Genomic DNA, 19,964 nt, shown 5'->3' with positions numbered 1-19,964 from the left:
CGGACTGTGACACTGCGCTTTTCCGTCTTGCGATGCTTTCTCAGGTTCGCAACGGCGCCCGATATTCGGTCGCGAGAGTCTCATCGGCCGAAGTGCGGCTGACGAGATTGAACAGCGGCGTGAGGACGAGTGTCAGAATGAGGTTGAGGACCACGGCGTACAGCGCCGAATAGCCGGGAAAGGCGAACTCGCCTACCGCAAGGGCATAGGTCGGGGTAAGGTTCGCGGCGACGAACATCGCGGTTCCCGCAACAATTCCCGCGGCCCATCCGATGAGTAGCGCCCAATCGTTGAACCATCGCGTGTAGACGCCGAGCATCACGGCAGGCAGCGTCTGGATGATCCAGATTCCGCCGAGGAGCTGCAGGTAGATCGCAAATTTCGATGGCACGAACACGATGAAGGCCAGCGCGCCGAACTTGACGATGAGCGACACCCACTTTGCCATCTGCGCTTCCTGCTTGTCGGTGGGCGCGCCGTTGATGAATTCGCGGTGAATGTTGCGCGTGTAGAGATTGGCGGCAGCGATCGACATAATCGCGGCGGGCACGAGCGCTCCGATGCCGATGGCGGCAAAGGCGATGCCGACGAACCATGACGGGAAGCTGTGGAGGAACAGGGCCGGCACCGCGAAATTGTTGCCGAACTGTTTGAAGCCGGTCGCATATTCGGGAAGCGTGCCGACGCCTGCGGCAATTGCAAAGAAGCCGACGAGCGCAAGCAGGCCAAGCATGAATGAATAGGCAGGCAGAAGTGCCGCGTTGCGCCTGACGGCGCGTCCGCTGCTGGCGCTTAGGATACCCGTGATCGAATGGGGGTAAAGGAAGAGCGCCAGCGCCGATCCGAGCGCCAGCGTCGCGTAGGCGCCGTACGCGCCGGTCGTGTTGGCGCCGGGCGTAGCCAGCAGGAGTTTCGAATCCGGTACGGCTGCGAAGATCTTCTCAAAACCGCCAAGCTGTATGGGAACGGCGACGATGGTAGCGAACGCCGTGATGTAGATCAGGATGTCCTTGACGATGGCGATTGACGCGGGGGCCCGCAGTCCGCTCGAATAGGTGAAGGCTGCGAGGATGATGAACGCGAACAGCAGCGGCAGGTCGCCACTATAGCCCTCGCCGGAAACGCCCATCCCTCCGATCACGACCTGAAGCCCGACAAGCTGGAGCGCAATATAGGGCAATGTCGCGACGATGCCGGTGACCGCCATCGCCAGTGCGAGCCAGCGATTGCCGAAGCGCCCGCGGACGAAGTCGGCAGCCGTGATGTAGTTGTGCCGGTGGCAGACGTACCAAAGCCGTGGAAAAACCAGGAAGAGGATGGGGTAAGCGATGATCGTATACGGGACAGCAAAGAAGGCGACCGCGCCGGCCCCGAAAGCCAGCGCCGGAACCGCAATGAAGGTGTAGGCCGTGTAGAGGTCGCCGCCAATCAAGAACCAGGTGACGATTGTGCCGAAGCGACGTCCGCCAAGCCCCCATTCATGCAACTGATCGAGGTCGCCCTTGCGCCAATGCGCGGCTGCAAAGCCGAGCCACGTGATCAGCGCAAACAGCACCAGGAAGATGATCAAGGCAGTCCAGTTGACGTCCTGCACGGCACTCCTCCCGATTGGCCCTCCTCGTTATCGTTTCCCCTTGCGTGATTGCGCCCGCGAGCGGGCTATTCCTCCGTCGCGAAATAGACCATTGCAGTCAGGATGGCTCCAATGATGACCCAGAGAAGCTGGTACCAGTAGAAGAATGGGATGCCGATGAGCTCGGGCTCGGCCATGTTGTAGAACGGCGGCCAGAGAACGGCGACGAATTGAATGAGGAGGAGCAGGTACCACCAGCTCCATCCGGCGCGTTTTTCGTCCTGCCGGCCGCCGGCTGCTTCCTGGATGCTGTGTCTCGAACCGACGCCGTTTGACATGGAGGCCTCCTTCACCGAGGTGCGAGAATGCCGGTCAATGATGCGGACGGTAGCGGAGCTAACTCGATTATCCCGGCAGCAAAAGTTGGGGCTTGTCACCTCCACGCGGCCTTCTCATCCGCGCCGTCGTCGTAACGCATCACCTGTTCCCGAGTTCCTGTCCCGTTTCGGCTATGGCGCGCTTTCAGCGCGCCGCGACGAGTTGAGGCGGCAATCCTCGCGATTGCTCCGCTCGTCCATCGCGGTCCATCTTATCGGTGACCGTCAGCATTCCGAACTAAGGCGTAGGAGTTTCACTGCCAGCAGGGAGACTACAGGCGTCGGCGACCAAGTCGCGAAACCACTGGTGCGCAGGATGCGCGTGAAGACGCTCGTGCCAGATCATTTTGTGAAGAATTCGCTCGGTTTCGAACGGTAACGCGAAGGCTGCGAGCTCGTGCTTCGCGATGAGGGACCGGCCATAGCCGTCGACGTAACTTTGCGGCACGCAGGTCAGCAAGTCGCTTTCCGCGACAATTCGTAAAGCATCAGCGAAGTGGTTGACCACCGCCGCAATCGATCGTGTGTGGCCCTGCAAGCTGAGCCATCCATCGACCACGCCCAGGTCGGTGCCGGATGGCGTGACCAAAACATGATCGGCCGCGACAAACCGTTTCAGGGTCAGCCGGTGGGCCAATTCATGTTCCCGGCGCATCACGCAAATATATTGATCCGTGCGCACGCCTTGGACGTGCATGTGCCTGGGGAGGGCCGGGAACATGCCGACCGCACAGTCCAACGTCCCACGCTCAATCCCCGCCAGGGAATTTGCATTGGTGTGAAAGGAAAACGCGATCCGTGCCAGCGGCGCGGCAGCTCTCAACCTCAACGTTACGGCGGAGACCGCTTCCACGGCCAGGCTGTCAGTGACTGCAAATCGGAAGGTCGTCGTCTCTGTACGAGGGTCGAAATGCTGCGGCGTGATCGACGAGCGGATCATCCCGAGCGAGCGATGAAGCTCTGGCCAGATTGCCAGCATTCGTGCCGTGGGTTGCACCCCGGCGGCCGCCTTCAGGAACAACCGATCCCCGGCAAGGGCACGCGCGCGTCGTAGCGCGTTGCTGACCGCCGGCTGGCTCATGCCGAGGCTGGCCGCGGCACGCGTCACGTTGCGCTCCAACATGATGGCTTCCAGTACGGCGGCCAGGTTTAGGTCGAAACGCACGTTATTCACCCAGATGATGATGGTCCATCAAAATCTAAATTGGACTGGGGAAATGATTTGCGCAACTTATAAACCGAGGCCGCCAAGCATGGGTCTCGCAAGAGCACCTGAGGAAGCCCTATCGCATGAATCCCGCCGTCACCGAGGACCGCCTGCCGAAACTCACGGGGAAAATCGCTCCCGACCGGATACGCCTCGCGGGCGCCCCTCGCCCCCCTCGCGGGCTGGTTGAAGGCTTCAAGTCGATCGGAGATGCCACCAGCGTGATTTCGGACATCATGGATGAGATGGGCATCACCGGGGCGATCGGGGCGTCGTTGCTGAAGCCCACTATCGCGGGCTCAGCCATCGTCGGCCCGGCGCTGACGGTGCGCAACATTCTTCAGCGCGAGCACGTCTATGAAACCGCGCGCGAGCACGTCAATCGCATGGCGGAATTCGAGGCGCACAACCTCGCGCTTCCCGGCGACGTGGTGGTGATCGATGGCGTCGCCGGCATTTCCAACATGGGCGGTATTTCGGCGCAAACCGGTAAGCGGCAGGGCGAGGCCGGTGCCATCGTGCACGGCGGCGTCCGCGACGTCGGTCACTCCAGGCGTGTCGGCTATCCGATCTGGGCCACCGAGATCACGCCGGTGACCGGCAAGTGGCGCATCGAGACCGTCGAGATCAACGGAGACATTCAGGTGGCCGGCGTTCGCGTTTCGCCGGGCGATATCGTGGTCGCTGATGAGACCGGCGTGTGCTTCATCCCGCGCGACCGTGCACCGGAGGTGCTGGTGCGCGCACTCCAGAAGGCATCGTTCGAAAGTCGGAAATGCGAAGCCATCGATGCCGGCGTTTCGGTCGCAGATCTCCCGACCAACGCTTGAGCGCGGAGCCATCCCATGCAGCGGCTGCGCGTTGCCGTCATCGACGACTATCAGGACGTGGTGCGAAGCCTCGACTGCTTCAAGAAACTGCGGGGGCACGAGGTGACGATCTGGAACGACCATGTCGGGGATCTCGACGCCTTGGCCGGGCGGCTGGCCGAGAGCGATGCGCTCGTGCTGATGCGGGAGCGCACCAAGGTGGACGCGGCGCTGCTCAGCCGCCTGCCGAAGCTCAAGCTGATCAGCCAGAACGGGCACGTGCCCCACATCGATCTCGACGCCTGCACACGGCACGATGTGGTCGTCTGCTCGGCCTTGGGCGGGCGCCCCTCTCATTGCACGGTCGAGTTGACCTGGGGCCTCATCTTGGCTGCGGTGCGCAACATCCCCTTCGAAAGCTGCTCCTTGCGCTCGGGACGATGGCAGTCGACGATCGGGTTGGGACTGCATGGCCGGACGCTCGGCGTCTACGGCTTCGGCAAGCTTGGCGCTCTTGTGGCGGAAATCGGTGTCGCATTCGGAATGAAGCTGCTGGTGTGGGGGCGGCAGGGATCGCTCGAGCGGGCGGCGGCCGCAGGCTACCATGTGGCAGCGAACGCGAAGGAGCTGTTCGAACAGTCAGATATCTTGAGTTTGCATCTGCGCTTGAGCGCGGACACCGCGGGAATGATCGGCCCGGACGACCTCGCCCGGATGAAGCCAACCGCGCTGCTCGTGAATACCAGCCGGGCAGAACTGATTAAGCCCGGCGCTCTGGTGACAGCTCTAAAGCAGGGGCGGCCGGGCAAGGCGGCGGTGGACGTCTTCGAGCGCGAGCCGCTCACGAATCCCGACGATCCGCTCCTTCGGCTGCCAAATGCCCTGTGTACGCCACATCTCGGCTATGTGGAGCGTGACAATTACGAGTTCGGCTACGGCAACGCCTTCGACCAGATCGTGGCATTCGCGCGCGGCACGCCAATCAACGTTCGCAATCCGGCCTCGCTCAAACAGGAATCGTGCCAATGAATCTCGAACTGGACGGAAAGGTCGTCCTGATCACCGGCGGCAGCAAAGGCATCGGTCTTGCCTGCGCCCAGGCCTTCGGACGAGAAGGGGCCCGCGTGGCAATTGCGTCGCGCAACGAGGCCAATCTGGACAAGGCCCGAGCCGCGCTTGGCGAGCACGACATTAGCGTCGCCTGCTTCGCGGGCGATCTGTCCAATCCATCGGATGCGGAAAAGGTGGTCGTAGCGGTTGAGGAGCAGGTTGGCCCCCTCGCTGTTCTCGTTAACTCGGCCGGAGGCGCCAAGCGCGTTCCCCCGAGCGAGCTGACGACGGACAAGTGGCGGATTGCCATGGACGCGAAATTCTTCTCCTACATGAACGCGATCGACTTCGCCTTGCCCCGGATGGTCGCTCGCCGGGCCGGTGCGATCGTCAACATCGTCGGCACCGGCGGCAAGATCGCGTCTCCGATCCACCTGCCGGGCGGAGCCGCAAACGCCGCGCTCATGCTCGCCTCTGCCGGACTGGCGGCGGCCTGGGGACATGCCGGCGTCCGCATCAACGTGGTCAACCCCGGAGCCACGCTCACCGATCGTGTGCAGATGTCGCTCGAGGCTGAGTCCCGCCTGACCGGCAAGCCGCCAGAGGAACTGCTCCGACAAAATCAGCAGCGCATTCCGCTCGGCCGATATGCCAACCCGGAGGAGGTGGCCGATGCTGTGCTGTACCTCGCAAGCGCACGGGCGTCGTACGTGACCGGCGCCTCCGTGACGATGGACGGAGGTCTGACGCCTCTCGTCGTCTAACAAGCGCAAACAAACAACAAAAAACAAATCCAGGGACGGATCAGATGTTCGGTTGGTATCGGGAATTGACTGACCGTGAGCGTAGTACGTTTTGGAGTTGTTTCGCGGGCTGGGCGGTCGACGCCATGGACGCGCAGCTCTTCAGTTTCGCGCTCCCTGTCCTGATCGCGGCCTGGGGGATGAGCACGGCGCAGGCAGGCTACCTCGCAACGGCAACTCTTCTTTCCGCAGCGATCGGTGGTTGGGCCTGCGGATATTTGGCCGATCGGTTCGGCCGAGTTCGGGTGATGCAGTTCACGATCCTCTGGTTTTCGCTGTTCACCTTCATCGCCGGGTTCACCCGGGATTTCGATCAACTCATCGTCGTGCGCGTGCTGCAAGGACTGGGGTTCGGCGGTGAATGGGCCGCGGGCGCGGTTCTGATGGGTGAGATCATCCGCCCGGCACATCGCGGCAAAGCCGTGGGTTGCGTCCAAAGCGGTTTCGGCATCGGCTGGAGCATGGCCGCCATTCTGGCGGGTGTCGTTTTCGCGCTCCTTCCGCACGATTATGGCTGGCGCGTTCTGCTGATGATCGGCGTCTTGCCCGGGCTGCTTGTTCTCTATCTGCGTCGCGGCCTCACAGAGCCGGAGGTGTACACAAATACGCGCGCCGCTCTCGCGGAGAGGGACCAACTCCCCGGCCTGGCGGCCATCTTCCGGCCCGCCATTCTTCCGACCACCATTCTGTCGTCGCTTCTGGCCTTCGGCGTGATCGGTGTCGGCGGAGCCATCGTGAACTGGCTGCCCACTTTCATGAAGACCATTCGCCATTTGTCACCAAGCGCCTCGGGGTACTACGTGTTCTTCGTGACTGGTGGAGCCTTCTTCGGCTTTCTGGTGAGTGCCTATCTGTCGGATCAGCTTGGTCGCCGCCGGACGTTTCAGCTGTTCCTGGTCTGCTCCTGGGTCGTGACCGTCGCCTACATGTTCCTGCCGCTCTCCGGCTGGACGCTGATCCTGCTCGGAGTGCCATTCGGTTTCTTCACGATCGGCAACTATGCCGTGCTGGGACCGTTCTTCACGGAGCTGTTTCCGACAGCGATCCGGGCCAACGGCCAAAGCTTCGCCTACAATTTCGGCAAGGCGGTCGGCGCGGCTGCGGTTTCCTGCATTGGAATCCTGGCCCAGTGGATCACGCTGGCTGAGGCGATCGGGCTCGTGGCGTTGATCGGCTACGGCATCGCCCTGGTCGCCACGCTACTGCTGCCCGAAACGAAGGGCATCAGCCTTAAGTCCGGCGTGGAAGACGAGATCAGGCCCGACGCCGGAAAAAATCTCGCCGTCGTCACGACCCAGCCAGGTCCCGCAACCCCGTGATGACGCGCGAAACTGCCACGTGAAGATGATGAGGAGTCCCGCCATGCCTGGCCGCAAGAGCGTTACCGTTTCCGAGATCGCGCATAAATTTCCGGTGCCGAATGCCTGCCGTATCGCCAACATCGTCGTCTCGGGCGCCATTCAACCGGTCGACCCGGCCACTCATGTCATCCCGGATGACCTGGCCGCCCAATGCGCAAACATGTTTGGGAACGTGAAGTCCGTGATTGAAGCGGCTGGCGGAACGACGGACGACATCATCAAAGTAAATGTGTTCATACGGGATCGAAATAACCGCGAGCCGCTGAACGCGGAGTGGTTGCGCATGTTTCCTGACCCTCAGTCCCGTCCGGCCCGGCATGCCCAGCCCCTGCAGGTGGAGGGACCTGCCTTGGTGCTATGTGACTTCATGGCCGTGATCGAGGAACGGCAATAATCGTTTCTTTCTAATGAGGACTCCAACGTCCACAGGGTTGTCCCGCATGATGCTTGATCGCTTGTTTGATCGTTCGAAACGCTCCGCCCGGCAAGAGCCGACCATCAGCAGCGCCATCGATCTCAGCCGCCGTTCCTTCCTGGCCGCCGGCTGCCTTTGCTGCCTGGGGGCGGGAGCGCCGACAGCGGTGCTTGCAGATGCGCCCATGGCGAAAGGCGACGCGCCTGCGTTCTATCGATTGACGCTCGGTGACTTCGAGGTGGTGGTGTTGTCCGACGGCACCAACATGCTCCCTGCTACGAAGCTGCTGAAGGGCGACCCTGCTCGGCTCGAGGAAGCACTGAAACGCAACTATCTCGGCGCCCTTGTCGAGACCTCCCATAATTCGTTTCTGGTGAATACCGGTCGCAAGCTGGTGCTGATCGACGCAGGCGCCGACTCGTTGTTGGGACCCTCGACCGGTCGTCTCTTAAGCAATCTTCGCGCCGCGGGTTATCAACCGGAGCAGGTCGACGAGATCTATCTCACGCATCTGCATGCTGATCATGTCGGCGGGCTCATGGCCGGGGGGAAACGCGCCTTTCCTAACGCGATCGTGCGCGTCGACAGGCGTGACGCCGATTTCTGGCTCAGCGAGGCAAATATGCGCGCCGCCCCAACGGAGGCGAAGCGCTTCTTTCAGGCCGCCATGGTTTCGATCACCCCCTACATGCAGGCCGGCAGGCTCGTCGTATTCGATGGCGATACCGACCTCATCGCCGGCGTGCGTGCGCAAGCAGCGTATGGGCACACGCCCGGTCACACCATGTACGTGGTCGAGAGCAGAAGCGAAAAGCTCGTTCTGTGGGGCGACGTTGTCCACGTCGCGGCGGTGCAGTTCGAGGACCCGTCCGTCACAATCGGTTACGATGTGGACGTGGGAGAGGCCCAGCACGTCCACGAGCTCGCCTTTGCAGATGCCGCGGAGAATGGCCATTTGGTCGGGGGCGCGCACATATCTTTTCCTGGACTGGGCCACGTCCGACGCAACGGCGAGAAGGCGTACGCATACGTGCCCTTGAATTACTCGCAGGGTAAGGTCGGCGGATGAGGCTGCGCCGTTCCACAGGAGTCATCACGCCATCTGTGCCCGGCGAAAAGACCGGCGGCGTGTTCGCGGCCTCCCAGGCGTGATCCATCAGCTCATGGCCGGCATGACGAACTCGGTGGCGCGCATGCGACCTCAGAGGCCGGTCATCGCCCCCGCGTGCGTACCGATATCCCCATGGCGTCGAGCAGCCGAAACATTTGATCGTCGCTGATCTTCAGGCCAGCGAAGTCGGCAAGCGTCGTTAGGTTCAATCCACTCACTTCAGCTCCGGTAAGGTCGGCACCGGCGAGCTTTGCACCATCGAGGATGGCCTGGAACAGGTCACAGTCCGTCAGGTCGGCATCGGTCAGGTCGGCGCCGGACAAATCGGCTTCACGAAGCCGGTTGCCGAAAAGGCTGCAACCCGGCAATTTCACCTCGGAGAGCTCGACCAGGTCCATCTTGCAGGCATGAAAGTGCGCCCGCGTCTCGATCTGCTTGCGGCTCAGGGCACGACTGAAGTCGACCTTCGTGAACCTCGCCCCCGTCAGATTGCAATCGTGCATCTCGATTGCGAAAAGCTCGGTTCGATCGAACGAAGCCAGCGACAAATCGCACGCGCTGAACGCGGCCCGTTGCAGATCGCTAAAGGCAAAGCTGCAGCGGTTGCCATCCTCATCGGCAAAGCTGCAGCTCTCGAAACGGGCGCCCGAAAGCTGTCCGTGCGAGAAGCGACACGACACGAACCTGCAATTGGCAAAGCGCGCGTCCTCAAAGACGGCATTGGAGAACTGAACCCGCTCGAACACCGAGTCGGCAAATGAGATGCCGGTGCAATCCATCTCGGGCGAGTGATCGTCGGACATCTGGAGCGACCGGACAGGCTTGCCGGCGCTGATCTCTCGGGCGAGCGCGTCGATGTTCATGCGAAATGGCTCTGGATGCGTCAGGAGGAGGTATCTTAACCGAAACGCATCGCACGCGCGCTGCCGTTTGCTCGGGGAGTTTTGTGTGCTGGACGGTACCGAGTGTCCAACTCGATCGTTTGCACTATTCTGTTTGGCCCGAGATCATCCTGGCGACACGTTTTGGGGCCGCAATCGCGCTTCAAGTAGGCGCCGCCAACGGGTGGGAGGAACACCGCTCCAGCGCTCGAAGGCCCGGCTGAAGTGGGCGGGGTCGTCATAGCCGAGCATTGATCCAATTTCGCTGATCGATCGGTCCGTCTGACACAGCAGTTTCACCGCCCGTCGCTGCAGCGCGTTTCGCAACAGGTCGCTATAGCTCAGTCCGACTTCGCTGAGCCTGCGCTGCAGTGTTCGTCTCGCGAGTCCCGACCGGATTCCGATGCGTGAAAGGGTAGGACGCCGATCGAGCAGCTCCAATTCGATCAGTACGGAAAGACGGCCCGGCAGGTCTTCTGGATCCGGCAGGTCGAAAATGCGTCCGAGTTCGGTCGCGGTCAGCCCATCGTCCCGTCCGAGATTTGGGTTGACGGCCGTCAGCAGCCGCCGGTCGAACACGATCGCGCTGGCAGTGTTGCCAATCGCCGTGTCGGTACACATCAACTCGCCGATCGGACATCGCAGCCGGGGCGGGAGACCCTCAAAGATGATCCGGCTCGGCAGCCACCATGCGCTGGCAAAATGCCTGACGACAGCGATCATGTACCAGATCGCGAGCATCTCGTTCTGCTGGCGCCCGTCGCGCGCAGGGTCGGTCAATTCATACGACCAGTGAATTTCGCTGCCGTGTCGGCGGACGACCAGCTGCGTGGCGGTCTGCAGCATGTGCGGCAGGCTCGTCCCGGCGCGGTGCATCGCCTCGAGCAAGGTCGGGGCCTGAGTGACCCATCTGCCGAAAACGCCGAGGCCAGCCATCGACGTCTGTCGACCAAGCCGGGCCGCAAAGACTTCGTCGTGCAATTCCCGCGAAGTCACCATCAACAGCCGGAAATGATCGCGCAGCGGCAACAGCGTGTCCGGCGATTCCAGCAGGGCGAGGGGAAGATCGGCACGGCGAAAGACCCGCTCGATCGATCCCCCGGCTGCCGTCACGACCTTGGCAATCGGACCAAGCGTGCTCGCGCGTGTGTAACCTGTCTGGTGCATCTGCCCTCACGCGCCAAATTGGCTGCCACGTCGGCACATCATGGCAGGCTGAATTCGGAGCGAAAGTATAGCATTCGAATCCCCATCGATGAACACGGCCAAACTCCCGCGTCGAGTGAGGCCAGGGAGGAATGTATGTGCTTTGCTTGCCTAGGCTTATCGTCTCCAGCTGGGAAAATTTCCCGACGTGATGTCATGTTGCGTGCATCGGCGCTCGGCCTGGTCCTGCCGTTTGCCGGCTCCGCGTCGCGGACGGCGCAAGCGGCAGAGCAGGGCGGTCCGGCTCCAGCGGATCTGGTGAGCGGGATCAAGGATATCATTGCGAAGGCGAGCTCACCGGAACTAGTTGCCTACAAAACTTTTGAGATCAACGGCACTGATCTCCCATGGACCGATCTTGGTCTCGACGCGGCGCGGGGCCAACAGGTGACGTTCCTCCTGAGCGGCAAAATGTGGCTGTCGCGCGAACACGATCTTTGGTTCGGTCCCGGCCTGATTTTCCACGCGCGCACGCGCGCCATCCGACCGATCTACAATCCGATGCTGGATACGGGGACCATGACGGCCTCTCACGATGGACGGATCGAGGTCGCGCGTTCGGCAGCGGAATGGGCCAACGAGGACGGGGTACTGGGTACGCCGGAAGACATCTACAAGAAGGCGGACGTCAACATTACCGGTATCGCTCTGCTGTGGCGCGGGGATGCCGGTGTGGGCGTCAAGAGCCTCCTGGCACATGGCGATGTGGGCGGTCTGCTTAATTCCGAGTTGGCGCGTCTTGAGCGTGGGGGCAAGCTGCCAGCGGGCTGGTCGAACCTGCTCGGTTTTGGGGGTGGACAGGAAATCTTCAGCCAAGGCGCGGACGGCGAGATCATCTGCGACACCACGGGCCACGTCAGTATCATCGAGAGGCCGCTGGCGCTTCCGTTGGCCTCACGTCCGCGCCTCGCATGGCGCTGGAAGATCGATCGATTGCCATCCGTCGCCCCGGAGGACCAGGCTGCGACCCACGATTATCTCTCGATTGGCGTGAAGTTCGAGGACGGGCAGGATCTGACATACATCTGGAGCGAGCACTTGCCCGAAGGCAAGGTTTTCCGGTGCCCGTTGCCCGCTTGGAAGGCGATCGAGACGCATATGATCGTCCGTTCCGGGAAGGCAGATCTCGGGACCTGGCAAGGGCAGCAACGCGACATCGCAGCAGACTACTCCGCCCATATCGGCGGATCGGCGAAAGCCATCTCGAAAATCTGGTTGCTGGCAGTCGCGCCCTTTCAGCGCCGGCGCGGCGCTTGCCGCTACGCCGACATCACGGTCACCACCGGCGACAACGCTGTGCACAAGGTTTAGTGCGAGCCGCGTCCCTCAACTGCACCCGCCGCATCCGCCACCGCCTCCGCCGCCCCCACCACATCCGCCGCCACCATCGCCACCACCACTGCTCATCGTCTTTGAGGCGGCATAGACCGGGGCGTAGGGTGTGCCCGACAGGACGACGGTGCCGGAGAGCGCCACGGCGAGAAGCAACTCGTGATCGCGCGGCGCGCGTGAGGCCCGCGCGTTGGAGACCTGATGGCTTGCGAGGGCCTCATCGCCCGCTCGCGTCCGTATGGGGCGCTGCGCCAGCATGATGGCCCCGATCACCGTGACGATGAGCAGGAAGATCAGGATGCCGACCGGGTGGTGACGCTCTGCGCCGACGGAGGCCTTGATGGCTCCGAGACCCAGGAGGAGCGCGACGAAAGGGAGGACCGTCATATGGAAGGACATCATCTGATCGTCGGTCGGGGCGTAGCCGAGCTGTTGCAGGCGCCCCTGAATTTGTTGGACGATCGGCTTGACCGCGGTCTGGAATTGCTGGCGCGTCATGTCCGGCTGGACGGCGAGCGATGCCGGCTTGCGCATGATGGTCGTCAGCGGCGTCTGGTCGGTGACGGTGATATTGCGGCCGTTGGAAGCGATGGTGGCGCCGTTTCCCGACGTCAGGCTGAGCAGGATCACATCGCCGAGGCGCCGTGCACCGCCGGCGAGATAGGCCACTTCCAGCGCGTTCAATTCGCGCGTGACGTTTGCGGCGGGACCGATCGTCGACCTGAAATGATAACCCAGCAGGAAGATGATGGCAGCGCTGGTCAGATAGAGAGTCAGGAAAGGGCCGGCGGTCCAGTCCAGCGGATTCCACGTCATCGGTTGGTCCTCATCAATCGGCTGCGAATCCAGGCGATGGGTCTGGGCATGATAAGCCAGCGGTTGCGGTCCGTCACATGATAGCGTTGGCGTCCGAAGCGCAGATGTGTCGCCGGCCACAGCTCCGCGCTCGGCGGCCCGAACGCGCGTTCATGCAGCGCAAGCGTCTCGGCGTATTGCCGGCGATAGGTCGCCTGGGCCTCGGGCCCGCCGGGAGTAGGATCATGGTGCAGAGGCGCCTGCAATCTTTCGCCGCACCAGATCGACCAATAGTCGCGTGAGTAGATCAGATGCTGGTGCCAGACCTCGTCGACGATCTCGCTCGGCGTGACCGGGGTCGGCGAGACGATGGCGAGAAAGCAGAAGCGGCGATAGGCATCGACGGCCGCGCGGGCCTCGTCAATGCTCCAGCCGTGGTCGCGCGCGAGGCGCCGGGTGAAGTTCAGCGGCGTGTCGGGCTCGAAATCATGCTGTTCGATGCGTCGCCACAGCTCCTGTCGCGCCGGCGTCCAGACCGGCTCGTCGGACTGGATGTCGATCTTGAACTGCTGGCGCTGCAACCGAGGCTCCCGATGATCGTCCACGCATCATGATAGCATGGGATCGCGTGGCCGGGATGACGGTCAAGCAACCGGCCGACCACGACACCCGCGGTCCAGCAGCGGGCAATACGCGAAGGCGGGCAGGCCGGGAGCGGGCGCCCTCTTACGCGGCCGTGCCGTCGATCGAGCGGCGGATCACGCGTTGCACGTCGGCGTTCGACAGAAACAGATCGTGGTTGATGATACCCCAACCGGCGTCGGAGGCGTCGATCACGCGCACGCCAAGCCGCTCGATGGCAGCCTTCTCGGCGGCGCCTACCCGTGTCATTCCGCCGGCGAGTCGCCCCGACAGCGCCAGTGCGCGATCGTTCGTCGCGGCGATCACGGTGATCTTGCCGGCAAGCGGACCGATGCGGTGGATCGCCGACGAGAACACGTCCATGTCGATATCAGGCGCGGCGAACACCACAGCGCCGATCCTGCCCGTAACGGTGTCGCCGTATCGCGCATAGAGCTGACGCAGGCTTTCGAGCGTCAGCATGGTTCCCATGCTGTGCGCAACGATGTGCACGCGGCCGCTACCTGGCGCTGACACGATGGACGAGAGCACGCGTTCGAAATCGTCGCGGGACCACATCGCGCTGTCGCGGTCATAGGCATAGTCGAACAGTCCTGCCTTGGAGGGCCAGGAGAACACCATGGTCCGGCCGCGGAACTTGATCCCATCGGAGAGATGGGCGGCATCGAGCGCCGCCGTCTCGAATGTCTGCTTGAAGCCGTGCACGTAGATCAATACGTCGCCTCCTCCGCCGGTCTGCGCGAGGAGATCGCCAATTTCGGCCGACGCCGGCTCGACCCGGTCAAGGCGCCAATCGCCAATTCCGACGGAGGCGAGGGAAAGACGGCTGTCGTCCGGCGCCACCAGCTTGGCCCGTGCCACCGTCATCGTGGTGGCGCGCTCCGGCCCGAACCAGGGTTTCGTGCGACCGCCGTTCACGGGCTTGCGCGTGGTGGTGACGAGCAATGTGGGGTCAACCGAGAGGGACGATGCATCGTAGCGCGCGCCGGTCGCACCCAAGCCTGAGCATCCGCCGAGCGCGAGGGCGCTGAAGGACGCGAGCCCGCGCACGAGCGCGCGTCGTGACAGCCGAGTTTCATGTTGCAGAAGATGTTGGACGATCACACGGAACCTTCGGGAACACTGCCCACCGTTTGCCCCGCCCTGCTAGCTCCGTGAATGATGATGGCGGCGAGAAGAGGGCGAGCCCGGTTCCCTTTCAGTCAAGGCCGATAAGCGTTAGCGCTCACGCCGACCCTGGCTCGGAATTCTCGCCACAATTTCAGGCCGGTTCTTCTCGAGCCAGGCCAGGGCCTCCGGCCCGTCGACGACGCACTCGAAGGTTTCCCAGGTCGGGTCCTCCAGGGACTCCTCTTGAAGTCGCTTCGCCGCATACTCCATGAGGTTATGCAGGCGTTCATATCCTTGCCTGCGCTCGAGCGACTCCGCGATTGCTGCGCTCGTCCATTCTCGTTTGGCCAGATCGATAATGCTCGGAGCGTCGGCCTCGTTGAACCACGGTGTCGCATCGAACTCGAGGCAGACGACGTTGTCTGCGGTATGGCAAGTCGCGTGGATCATTGGTCCCTCCGTTGCGGGCGCGCGTCAGCCCTTGACCAGATCCCCCAGCAGGTTCGCCGCCACCGTCAGCTTGGCGAGCGTCAGGCCGCTGGCAGCGATGTCCTCGACCGAGCGGCGAATCCGCGTTGCCTCGGGGTGAGTCGCGAGCCAGGTCTCGACGGCTTGCTGGCCGGACCGGCCGGTTGCAAGCATATCCGCAGCCAGTCGTCTTTCGGCGGCTGCGATCTGGTCGACGGCGCGATCGATGGCGAGGCGTTCGAAATAGTCGTTGGCCGGCACGCTGCGGGCCGCGGCGATGATGCGGTCGAGACGGAAATTGGCTTCCGCGGCGAAGAAGGTCGCAGCGGCATCGCCGATGGTGCGGGAGGTGCGCTCGGCGACCGTCACGATATCGGGTGCCGCGATCAGCGCTTCGAGATCGGCGAGCTCGCCGGCAAGGCCGGCCGGAACACCGGCCTCGGTGAGCTCCTGCCGGCGTTTGCTGCGCACGGCCTGCAAGTCCGGTGGCAAGGAGTTGTCGAGGGAGGCTGTGACCTCGCGGATACCCGGGCCGAAGCGCGCGATCACTGCCTCGAGGCCGTCCTTGAAATCGACATTGCGCACGTACCAGACCATGCGGGACAGCAGAAGGTCCTGGATTGCCGCATAGAGCGACAGCTGCAATTGCCCGTCGATGCAGGCGTCGAGTCTATCGATCCCGTCATTCAGCCATTTGAGCCCGTAGGATTCATCCACCGCCACATAGGCCATGACGATGGTGGGGATGTCGGCATCCGTCTCGTCGATCAGGCGCACGATACACGCTGGGCCGCCGCGGTTGATGACGGCATTGGCGAGACTGGTCGCGATGATCTCCCGTCGCAGGCGATGGAATTCGACCGCTGTCGGGAATTTGTCCTGGACCTCGCTCGGGAAATACTGGGACAGTTCGCGGGCAAGATAGGGATCGTCAGGCACGCTGGTGACGAGCAGGTCATCGTAGAGCGTCAGCTTGGCGTAGGCGAGTAGCACGGCAAGTTCGGGCCGCGTCAGGGACTGCCCGCGCCTGGTGCGATCGGTGATCGCGGCGTCATCCGGCAGGAACTCCACGGCGCGACTGAGCAGACCACGCTGCTCGAGCGATTGCATCAGGCGGGTGAGGAAACCGGTCTCGGCCACGCCCTTGCGTTCGGCGAGAGAGAGCGCCAGCGTCTGCAGATAGTTGTTGCGCAGCACCAGCGCGCCGACCTCGTCTGTCATCGCAGCGAGCAGGCTGTTGCGGTCGGCGGGGGTAAGTCGCCCCTCGCGCTCGGGGCGGGCCAGCGCGATCTTGATGTTGACCTCGACGTCGGAGGTGTTCACGCCGGCCGAATTGTCGATGGCGTCGGTGTTGAGCTTGACGCCCTTCTGCGCCGCTTCGATGCGGCCGCGCTGGGTGACGCCGAGATTGGCGCCTTCGCCGATCACCCTGGCGCGGACCTCAGTGCCGGTGATGCGGATGGGATCGTTGGCGCGGTCGCCGGCCTGATCGTCGCTCTCCGCGGACGCGCGGATATAGGTGCCGATGCCGCCAAACCACAGCAGGTCCGTACGCGCTTTCAGGATCGCCGTCATCACTTCGAAGGGCGTCGCCTGCGGCTTGTCGAGATCGAGCAGGGCGCGCACCTCCGGTGCGAGCGGGATGGCCTTGAGCGAGCGCGAGAACACGCCGCCGCCTTGCGAGATCAGCGACTTGTCGTAGTCCTGCCAGCTCGATCGCGGCAGGTCGAACAGGCGCCGGCGCTCGGCCAAACTGGTCGCCGGATCGGGCGAGGGGTCGATGAAGATGTCCCGGTGATCGAAAGCCGCGACGAGCTTCGTCGCCGGCGAGAGCAGCATGCCATTGCCGAAGACATCGCCGGACATGTCGCCGACGCCGGCAACGGTGAACGGCATGGTCTGTATGTCGGTGCCGAGCTCGCGGAAGTGGCGCTTGACCGCCTCCCAGGCGCCGCGCGCCGTGATCCCCATCTTCTTGTGGTCGTAGCCCTGGCTGCCGCCGGAGGCGAACGCGTCGCCGAGCCAATGGTTCTTCTCGGCCGAGATCGCGTTGGCGACGTCGGAGAAGGTGGCGGTGCCCTTGTCGGCAGCGACGACGAGGTACGGATCGTCGCCGTCATGCCGCACCGTGGAGTCGGGCGGCACGATGTCGTCGCCGTCGAGATTGTCGGTGAGTTCGAGCAGCGAGCGAACGAAGATGCGATAGGCCTCGGTACCTTCCGCCATGAAGTGGTCGCGATTGGAAGGGGACGGCAGGCGCTTGGGCACGAAGCCGCCTTTGGCGCCGACCGGTACGATCACCGCGTTCTTGACCTGTTGCGCCTTCACGAGGCCCAGGATCTCGGTGCGGAAATCCTGCGGCCGGTCGGACCAGCGCAGGCCGCCGCGCGCAACCTTGCCGAAGCGCAGGTGAATGCCTTCGACACGGGGTGAGTGGACGAAAATCTCGTACAGCGGTCGCGGCGCAGGCAGGTCCTCGATCCCGCGGGCGTCAAACTTGAAGGAGATTACCGGGCGCGGATGTCCATCCTGGCCGACCTGCCACAGATTGGTCCGGATGGTCGACTGCACCAGATTGGTGAAACGGCGCAGGATGCGGTCTTCATCGAGCGAGGCGACGGATTTGAGCTGCTCCTCGATCTCGGCAAGGAGGGCCGTCTCGCGCGCCAGACGCTCGGCCTCGGTAAGGGCGAGGCGCGGATCGAGGCGGGCCTGGAACAGCGCGACGAGCTTGGCGGTGATCGCGGCGTTCTTGCGCAAGGTCTCCCACATATAGTCCTGGCTGAACGGAGCGCGGATCTGGTGCAAATAGCGGGACAGCGCCCGGATGCTCGAGACTTCCCGCCAGCCCAGGGCCGTGCGCAGGATCAGGGCATTGTATCCGTCGGATTCAGCGCGATCGGTGACAACTGCCATGATCGATGCTTCCAGGCGATGACTCAATTCCGGGCTGATCTCGATCGGCTTGCCGTCGCTGGTCTCGATCGTCATGTCGTGCAGCCAGACCGGCTCAGGCCTGTTACCGGGCACGATCTGATAGGTGCGTTCGTTGACCACGCGCAGGCCGTGATTTTCGATCACCGGCACGCGATAGGACAGCGACAGCGGCGCTGCGTCCGAGAAGACCTTCAGACCGAAGCGTCTGGGATCGTCGTTGCTCTCGAAGCGGTGAACCGAAATCGTCACCGGGCGGGCTGTCGTCAGCTTTTCGACGGTCGCGATGTCGGCAACCGCCTGTTCCGCCGTGAAAACCTCGGTATAGCCGCCGCTAAAGGCCTGGGCATAGCGATTGGCCAGCATGCGCGCCCGCATGCCATCGGTCGACGCAGTCAATGCGGCCTTCAGCTTGTCGGCCCAGGTTGCGGCAATGGCGCTGATGCCGGCTTCCAGCGTGGCGCGTTCGACGGCGGGAGTCTTACCTTCATAGCGCCCGATGATGTAGTGGACGCGCGCCAATGCGCCTTCGGGGAAGGACACGTACGAGGCCGACAGCGTCCCACGGAAGGCCTGCGCCAGGAAGTTGGCGACGCGCGTACGCACGTCGGTGTCGTATTTGTCGCGCGGAATGAAGACGAGGATCGAGACGAAGCGATCGAACTTGTCGACCCGCGCCAGCGCCCGGACGCGGGGGCGCTCATAGAGGATCAGGATCTCCATGACGAAATCGTAGAGCGTGTCAACGTCGATCTGGAACAGTTCGTCACGCGGATATTCTTCGAGAATATGCATGAACGCCTTGCCCGAATGGCCACTCGGGTCGAAGCCCGCGCGCTGGAGCACCCGTGACACCTTGTGGCGGACATAGGGGATCTGCCGGACCGAGCGCGTATAGGCGCCCGAGGTGAACAGGCCGACGACGCGCAATTCGCCCTCGAGCCGGCCGTCGGGCGTGTAGAGCTTGATGCCGACATAGTCCATCCGGATGCGGCGATGGACACGGCTGTTGACATTGGCCTTGATGACGATGAGCAGGGTGGGCTCGCGCATGAATTCGCGAATCTCCGATGTCATCACCACCATTTCGTTGCCGCGGCGCAGGACCTTCGCATCCGGGTCGCGCAGGATGCCGAGGCCTTCGCCGGTCGTGATGTTGTCCGACGCATCGCTGTCGGGCGAGAAGCGATATTCGCGCACGCCCAGAAAGGTGAAATTGTCGGCGCACAGCCATTGCAGGAACTGGTTGGCCTCGGCGACCTCGTCGATCGGGAGCGGCGGCGGGTTGGACGTGAACGTCTTGATCGCCTGCTCGACCCGGTCCCGCATGGCTCGCCAGTCGGTGACGCAGGCGCGTACGTCGCTCAGCGTCTTGGTGAGGCCGACGATCAGCTTCTGCTGGTCGGCCTCGGCGTCCAGGCGGGTGATGTGGAGGTGGATCATGCTCTCCCGCGCGCCGCTTGCCCCTTCCGGCAATGCCTCGCCGTAGAAGCGCAGCAGCTTGCCCTGGTCATCGCGCTCCACCGCGATGATCGGGTGGGCGACGAGGGTGACCTCGATGCCCTGTTCGGTGAGCTCCGCCATGGTGGAGTCGAACAGGAAAGGCATGTTGTCGTTGAGAATTTCGAGCACGGAAATCTCGCGCCCGTCGGGCATCGTCGGATTGACGACGCGGATGTCGGCACTGCCTGCCGTGCGTCGCTGCACATGCTCCCAGGCTTGCTCTGCGAGGAGAGCCAGCGAGGAGGAATCGTGGTTGGCGAGGTCCTCGAGATTGGTGTAGCCGAACAGAAGCTCGGCAAAGGCCCGGGGGCTCTTGCCCGGCTGGACGCTTCCTGCCGCGTCGCGGATGAGGGTTGCCCGGGCCTTGTCGTCGCGCCACGCCATCAT

Annotated in this window: 17 protein-coding genes; 7 read left to right on the top strand and 10 right to left on the bottom strand. The window is 63.3% G+C overall.

Annotated elements, in window-relative coordinates; all coding sequences use genetic code 11:
• Positions 1 to 40: 40 nt before the first annotated feature.
• The 3 genes from mctP to Q2941_RS28630 form a co-directional block, all read right to left on the bottom strand.
• Complete coding sequence (gene mctP / locus Q2941_RS28640) at positions 41 to 1,594, bottom strand: monocarboxylate uptake permease MctP (protein ID WP_458194445.1); 1,554 nt, start codon at positions 1,592 to 1,594, stop codon at positions 41 to 43.
• Between the two features lie 65 nt (positions 1,595 to 1,659).
• A complete protein-coding gene (locus Q2941_RS28635) occupies positions 1,660 to 1,911 on the bottom strand; it encodes a DUF3311 domain-containing protein (protein WP_458194444.1) in 252 nt (83 codons plus the stop codon).
• 277 nt (positions 1,912 to 2,188) lie between these two features.
• Positions 2,189 to 3,124, bottom strand: a complete 936-nt coding sequence (locus Q2941_RS28630) for a LysR family transcriptional regulator (protein WP_458194443.1) — start codon at positions 3,122 to 3,124, stop codon at positions 2,189 to 2,191.
• A 116-nt stretch (positions 3,125 to 3,240) separates the two neighbouring features.
• Between Q2941_RS28630 and Q2941_RS28625 the strand changes: the two genes are divergently transcribed.
• From Q2941_RS28625 to Q2941_RS28600, 6 genes are read left to right on the top strand one after another with little or no spacing between them, the layout of a single operon-like run.
• Complete coding sequence (locus tag Q2941_RS28625; RefSeq protein ID WP_458194442.1) at positions 3,241 to 3,987, top strand: RraA family protein; 747 nt, start codon at positions 3,241 to 3,243, stop codon at positions 3,985 to 3,987.
• Between the two features lie 15 nt (positions 3,988 to 4,002).
• A complete protein-coding gene (locus Q2941_RS28620) occupies positions 4,003 to 4,995 on the top strand; it encodes a D-2-hydroxyacid dehydrogenase family protein (RefSeq protein WP_458194441.1) in 993 nt (330 codons plus the stop codon).
• Positions 4,992 to 5,780: an SDR family oxidoreductase gene (locus Q2941_RS28615; protein WP_027520786.1), complete on the top strand. Its 789-nt coding sequence runs from the start codon at positions 4,992 to 4,994 to the stop codon at positions 5,778 to 5,780. Before Q2941_RS28620 ends, Q2941_RS28615 begins: the two co-directional genes overlap by 4 nt.
• A 44-nt stretch (positions 5,781 to 5,824) precedes the next feature.
• On the top strand, positions 5,825 to 7,138 hold the full coding sequence (locus tag Q2941_RS28610; protein ID WP_254110063.1) for an MFS transporter: 1,314 nt from the start codon (positions 5,825 to 5,827) through the stop codon (positions 7,136 to 7,138).
• A gap of 43 nt (positions 7,139 to 7,181) precedes the next feature.
• On the top strand, positions 7,182 to 7,574 hold the full coding sequence (locus Q2941_RS28605) for a RidA family protein (RefSeq protein ID WP_027520785.1): 393 nt from the start codon (positions 7,182 to 7,184) through the stop codon (positions 7,572 to 7,574).
• Positions 7,575 to 7,620: 46 nt separating this feature from the next.
• Entirely contained in the window at positions 7,621 to 8,664 is a 1,044-nt protein-coding gene (locus Q2941_RS28600) for an MBL fold metallo-hydrolase (RefSeq protein WP_458194440.1), read from the top strand.
• Between the two features lie 143 nt (positions 8,665 to 8,807).
• Here the strand turns inward: Q2941_RS28600 and Q2941_RS28595 are convergent, their stop codons facing one another.
• Together Q2941_RS28595 and Q2941_RS28590 are read right to left on the bottom strand one after the other, a co-directional pair.
• Positions 8,808 to 9,569, bottom strand: a complete 762-nt coding sequence (locus Q2941_RS28595; protein WP_458194439.1) for a pentapeptide repeat-containing protein — start codon at positions 9,567 to 9,569, stop codon at positions 8,808 to 8,810.
• A gap of 144 nt (positions 9,570 to 9,713) precedes the next feature.
• A complete protein-coding gene (locus tag Q2941_RS28590; RefSeq protein ID WP_458194438.1) occupies positions 9,714 to 10,754 on the bottom strand; it encodes a helix-turn-helix domain-containing protein in 1,041 nt (346 codons plus the stop codon).
• Positions 10,755 to 10,772: 18 nt separating this feature from the next.
• Between Q2941_RS28590 and Q2941_RS28585 the strand changes: the two genes are divergently transcribed.
• The gene (locus Q2941_RS28585) at positions 10,773 to 12,104 is read left to right on the top strand and encodes a DUF3047 domain-containing protein (protein WP_458194437.1); all 1,332 of its coding nucleotides are present in this window, start codon (positions 10,773 to 10,775) and stop codon (positions 12,102 to 12,104) included.
• 15 nt (positions 12,105 to 12,119) lie between these two features.
• Here the strand turns inward: Q2941_RS28585 and Q2941_RS28580 are convergent, their stop codons facing one another.
• From Q2941_RS28580 to Q2941_RS28560, 5 genes are all read right to left on the bottom strand, one after another.
• Complete coding sequence (locus tag Q2941_RS28580) at positions 12,120 to 12,941, bottom strand: TIGR04222 domain-containing membrane protein (RefSeq protein ID WP_458194436.1); 822 nt, start codon at positions 12,939 to 12,941, stop codon at positions 12,120 to 12,122.
• A complete protein-coding gene (locus Q2941_RS28575; protein WP_254110069.1) occupies positions 12,938 to 13,501 on the bottom strand; it encodes a glycine-rich domain-containing protein in 564 nt (187 codons plus the stop codon). The genes Q2941_RS28580 and Q2941_RS28575 overlap by 4 nt, the downstream gene beginning before the upstream one ends.
• A gap of 145 nt (positions 13,502 to 13,646) precedes the next feature.
• Positions 13,647 to 14,666 carry an alpha/beta hydrolase gene (locus Q2941_RS28570; RefSeq protein WP_458194435.1) on the bottom strand — a complete coding sequence of 340 codons (1,020 nt, stop codon included), beginning with the start codon at positions 14,664 to 14,666 and terminating at the stop codon, positions 13,647 to 13,649.
• A gap of 114 nt (positions 14,667 to 14,780) precedes the next feature.
• Positions 14,781 to 15,122 carry a hypothetical protein gene (locus Q2941_RS28565; RefSeq protein ID WP_027520778.1) on the bottom strand — a complete coding sequence of 114 codons (342 nt, stop codon included), beginning with the start codon at positions 15,120 to 15,122 and terminating at the stop codon, positions 14,781 to 14,783.
• Positions 15,123 to 15,146: 24 nt separating this feature from the next.
• Positions 15,147 to 19,961 (bottom strand): NAD-glutamate dehydrogenase, encoded by a 4,815-nt coding sequence (locus Q2941_RS28560; RefSeq protein WP_458194434.1) that lies wholly within the window; start codon positions 19,959 to 19,961, stop codon positions 15,147 to 15,149.
• Positions 19,962 to 19,964: the final 3 nt, after the last annotated feature.

The sequence above is a fragment of the Bradyrhizobium sp. UFLA05-153 genome (assembly GCF_054185185.1).
Note: the sequence above shows the minus strand (reverse complement) of the source record. Positions and strands in the feature narration are given on the sequence as shown.

Coding starts and splice junctions, on each gene's coding strand:
- Q2941_RS28600 (WP_458194440.1), top strand. CDS start 7,621: ATGATGCTTGATCGCTTGTTTGATCGTTCGAAACGCTCCGCCCGGCAA.
- Q2941_RS28635 (WP_458194444.1), bottom strand. CDS start 1,911: ATGTCAAACGGCGTCGGTTCGAGACACAGCATCCAGGAAGCAGCCGGC.
- Q2941_RS28560 (WP_458194434.1), bottom strand. CDS start 19,961: ATGGCGTGGCGCGACGACAAGGCCCGGGCAACCCTCATCCGCGACGCG.
- Q2941_RS28590 (WP_458194438.1), bottom strand. CDS start 10,754: ATGCACCAGACAGGTTACACACGCGCGAGCACGCTTGGTCCGATTGCC.
- Q2941_RS28625 (WP_458194442.1), top strand. CDS start 3,241: ATGAATCCCGCCGTCACCGAGGACCGCCTGCCGAAACTCACGGGGAAA.
- Q2941_RS28595 (WP_458194439.1), bottom strand. CDS start 9,569: ATGAACATCGACGCGCTCGCCCGAGAGATCAGCGCCGGCAAGCCTGTC.
- Q2941_RS28620 (WP_458194441.1), top strand. CDS start 4,003: ATGCAGCGGCTGCGCGTTGCCGTCATCGACGACTATCAGGACGTGGTG.
- Q2941_RS28565 (WP_027520778.1), bottom strand. CDS start 15,122: ATGATCCACGCGACTTGCCATACCGCAGACAACGTCGTCTGCCTCGAG.
- Q2941_RS28610 (WP_254110063.1), top strand. CDS start 5,825: ATGTTCGGTTGGTATCGGGAATTGACTGACCGTGAGCGTAGTACGTTT.
- Q2941_RS28605 (WP_027520785.1), top strand. CDS start 7,182: ATGCCTGGCCGCAAGAGCGTTACCGTTTCCGAGATCGCGCATAAATTT.
- Q2941_RS28615 (WP_027520786.1), top strand. CDS start 4,992: ATGAATCTCGAACTGGACGGAAAGGTCGTCCTGATCACCGGCGGCAGC.
- Q2941_RS28580 (WP_458194436.1), bottom strand. CDS start 12,941: ATGACGTGGAATCCGCTGGACTGGACCGCCGGCCCTTTCCTGACTCTC.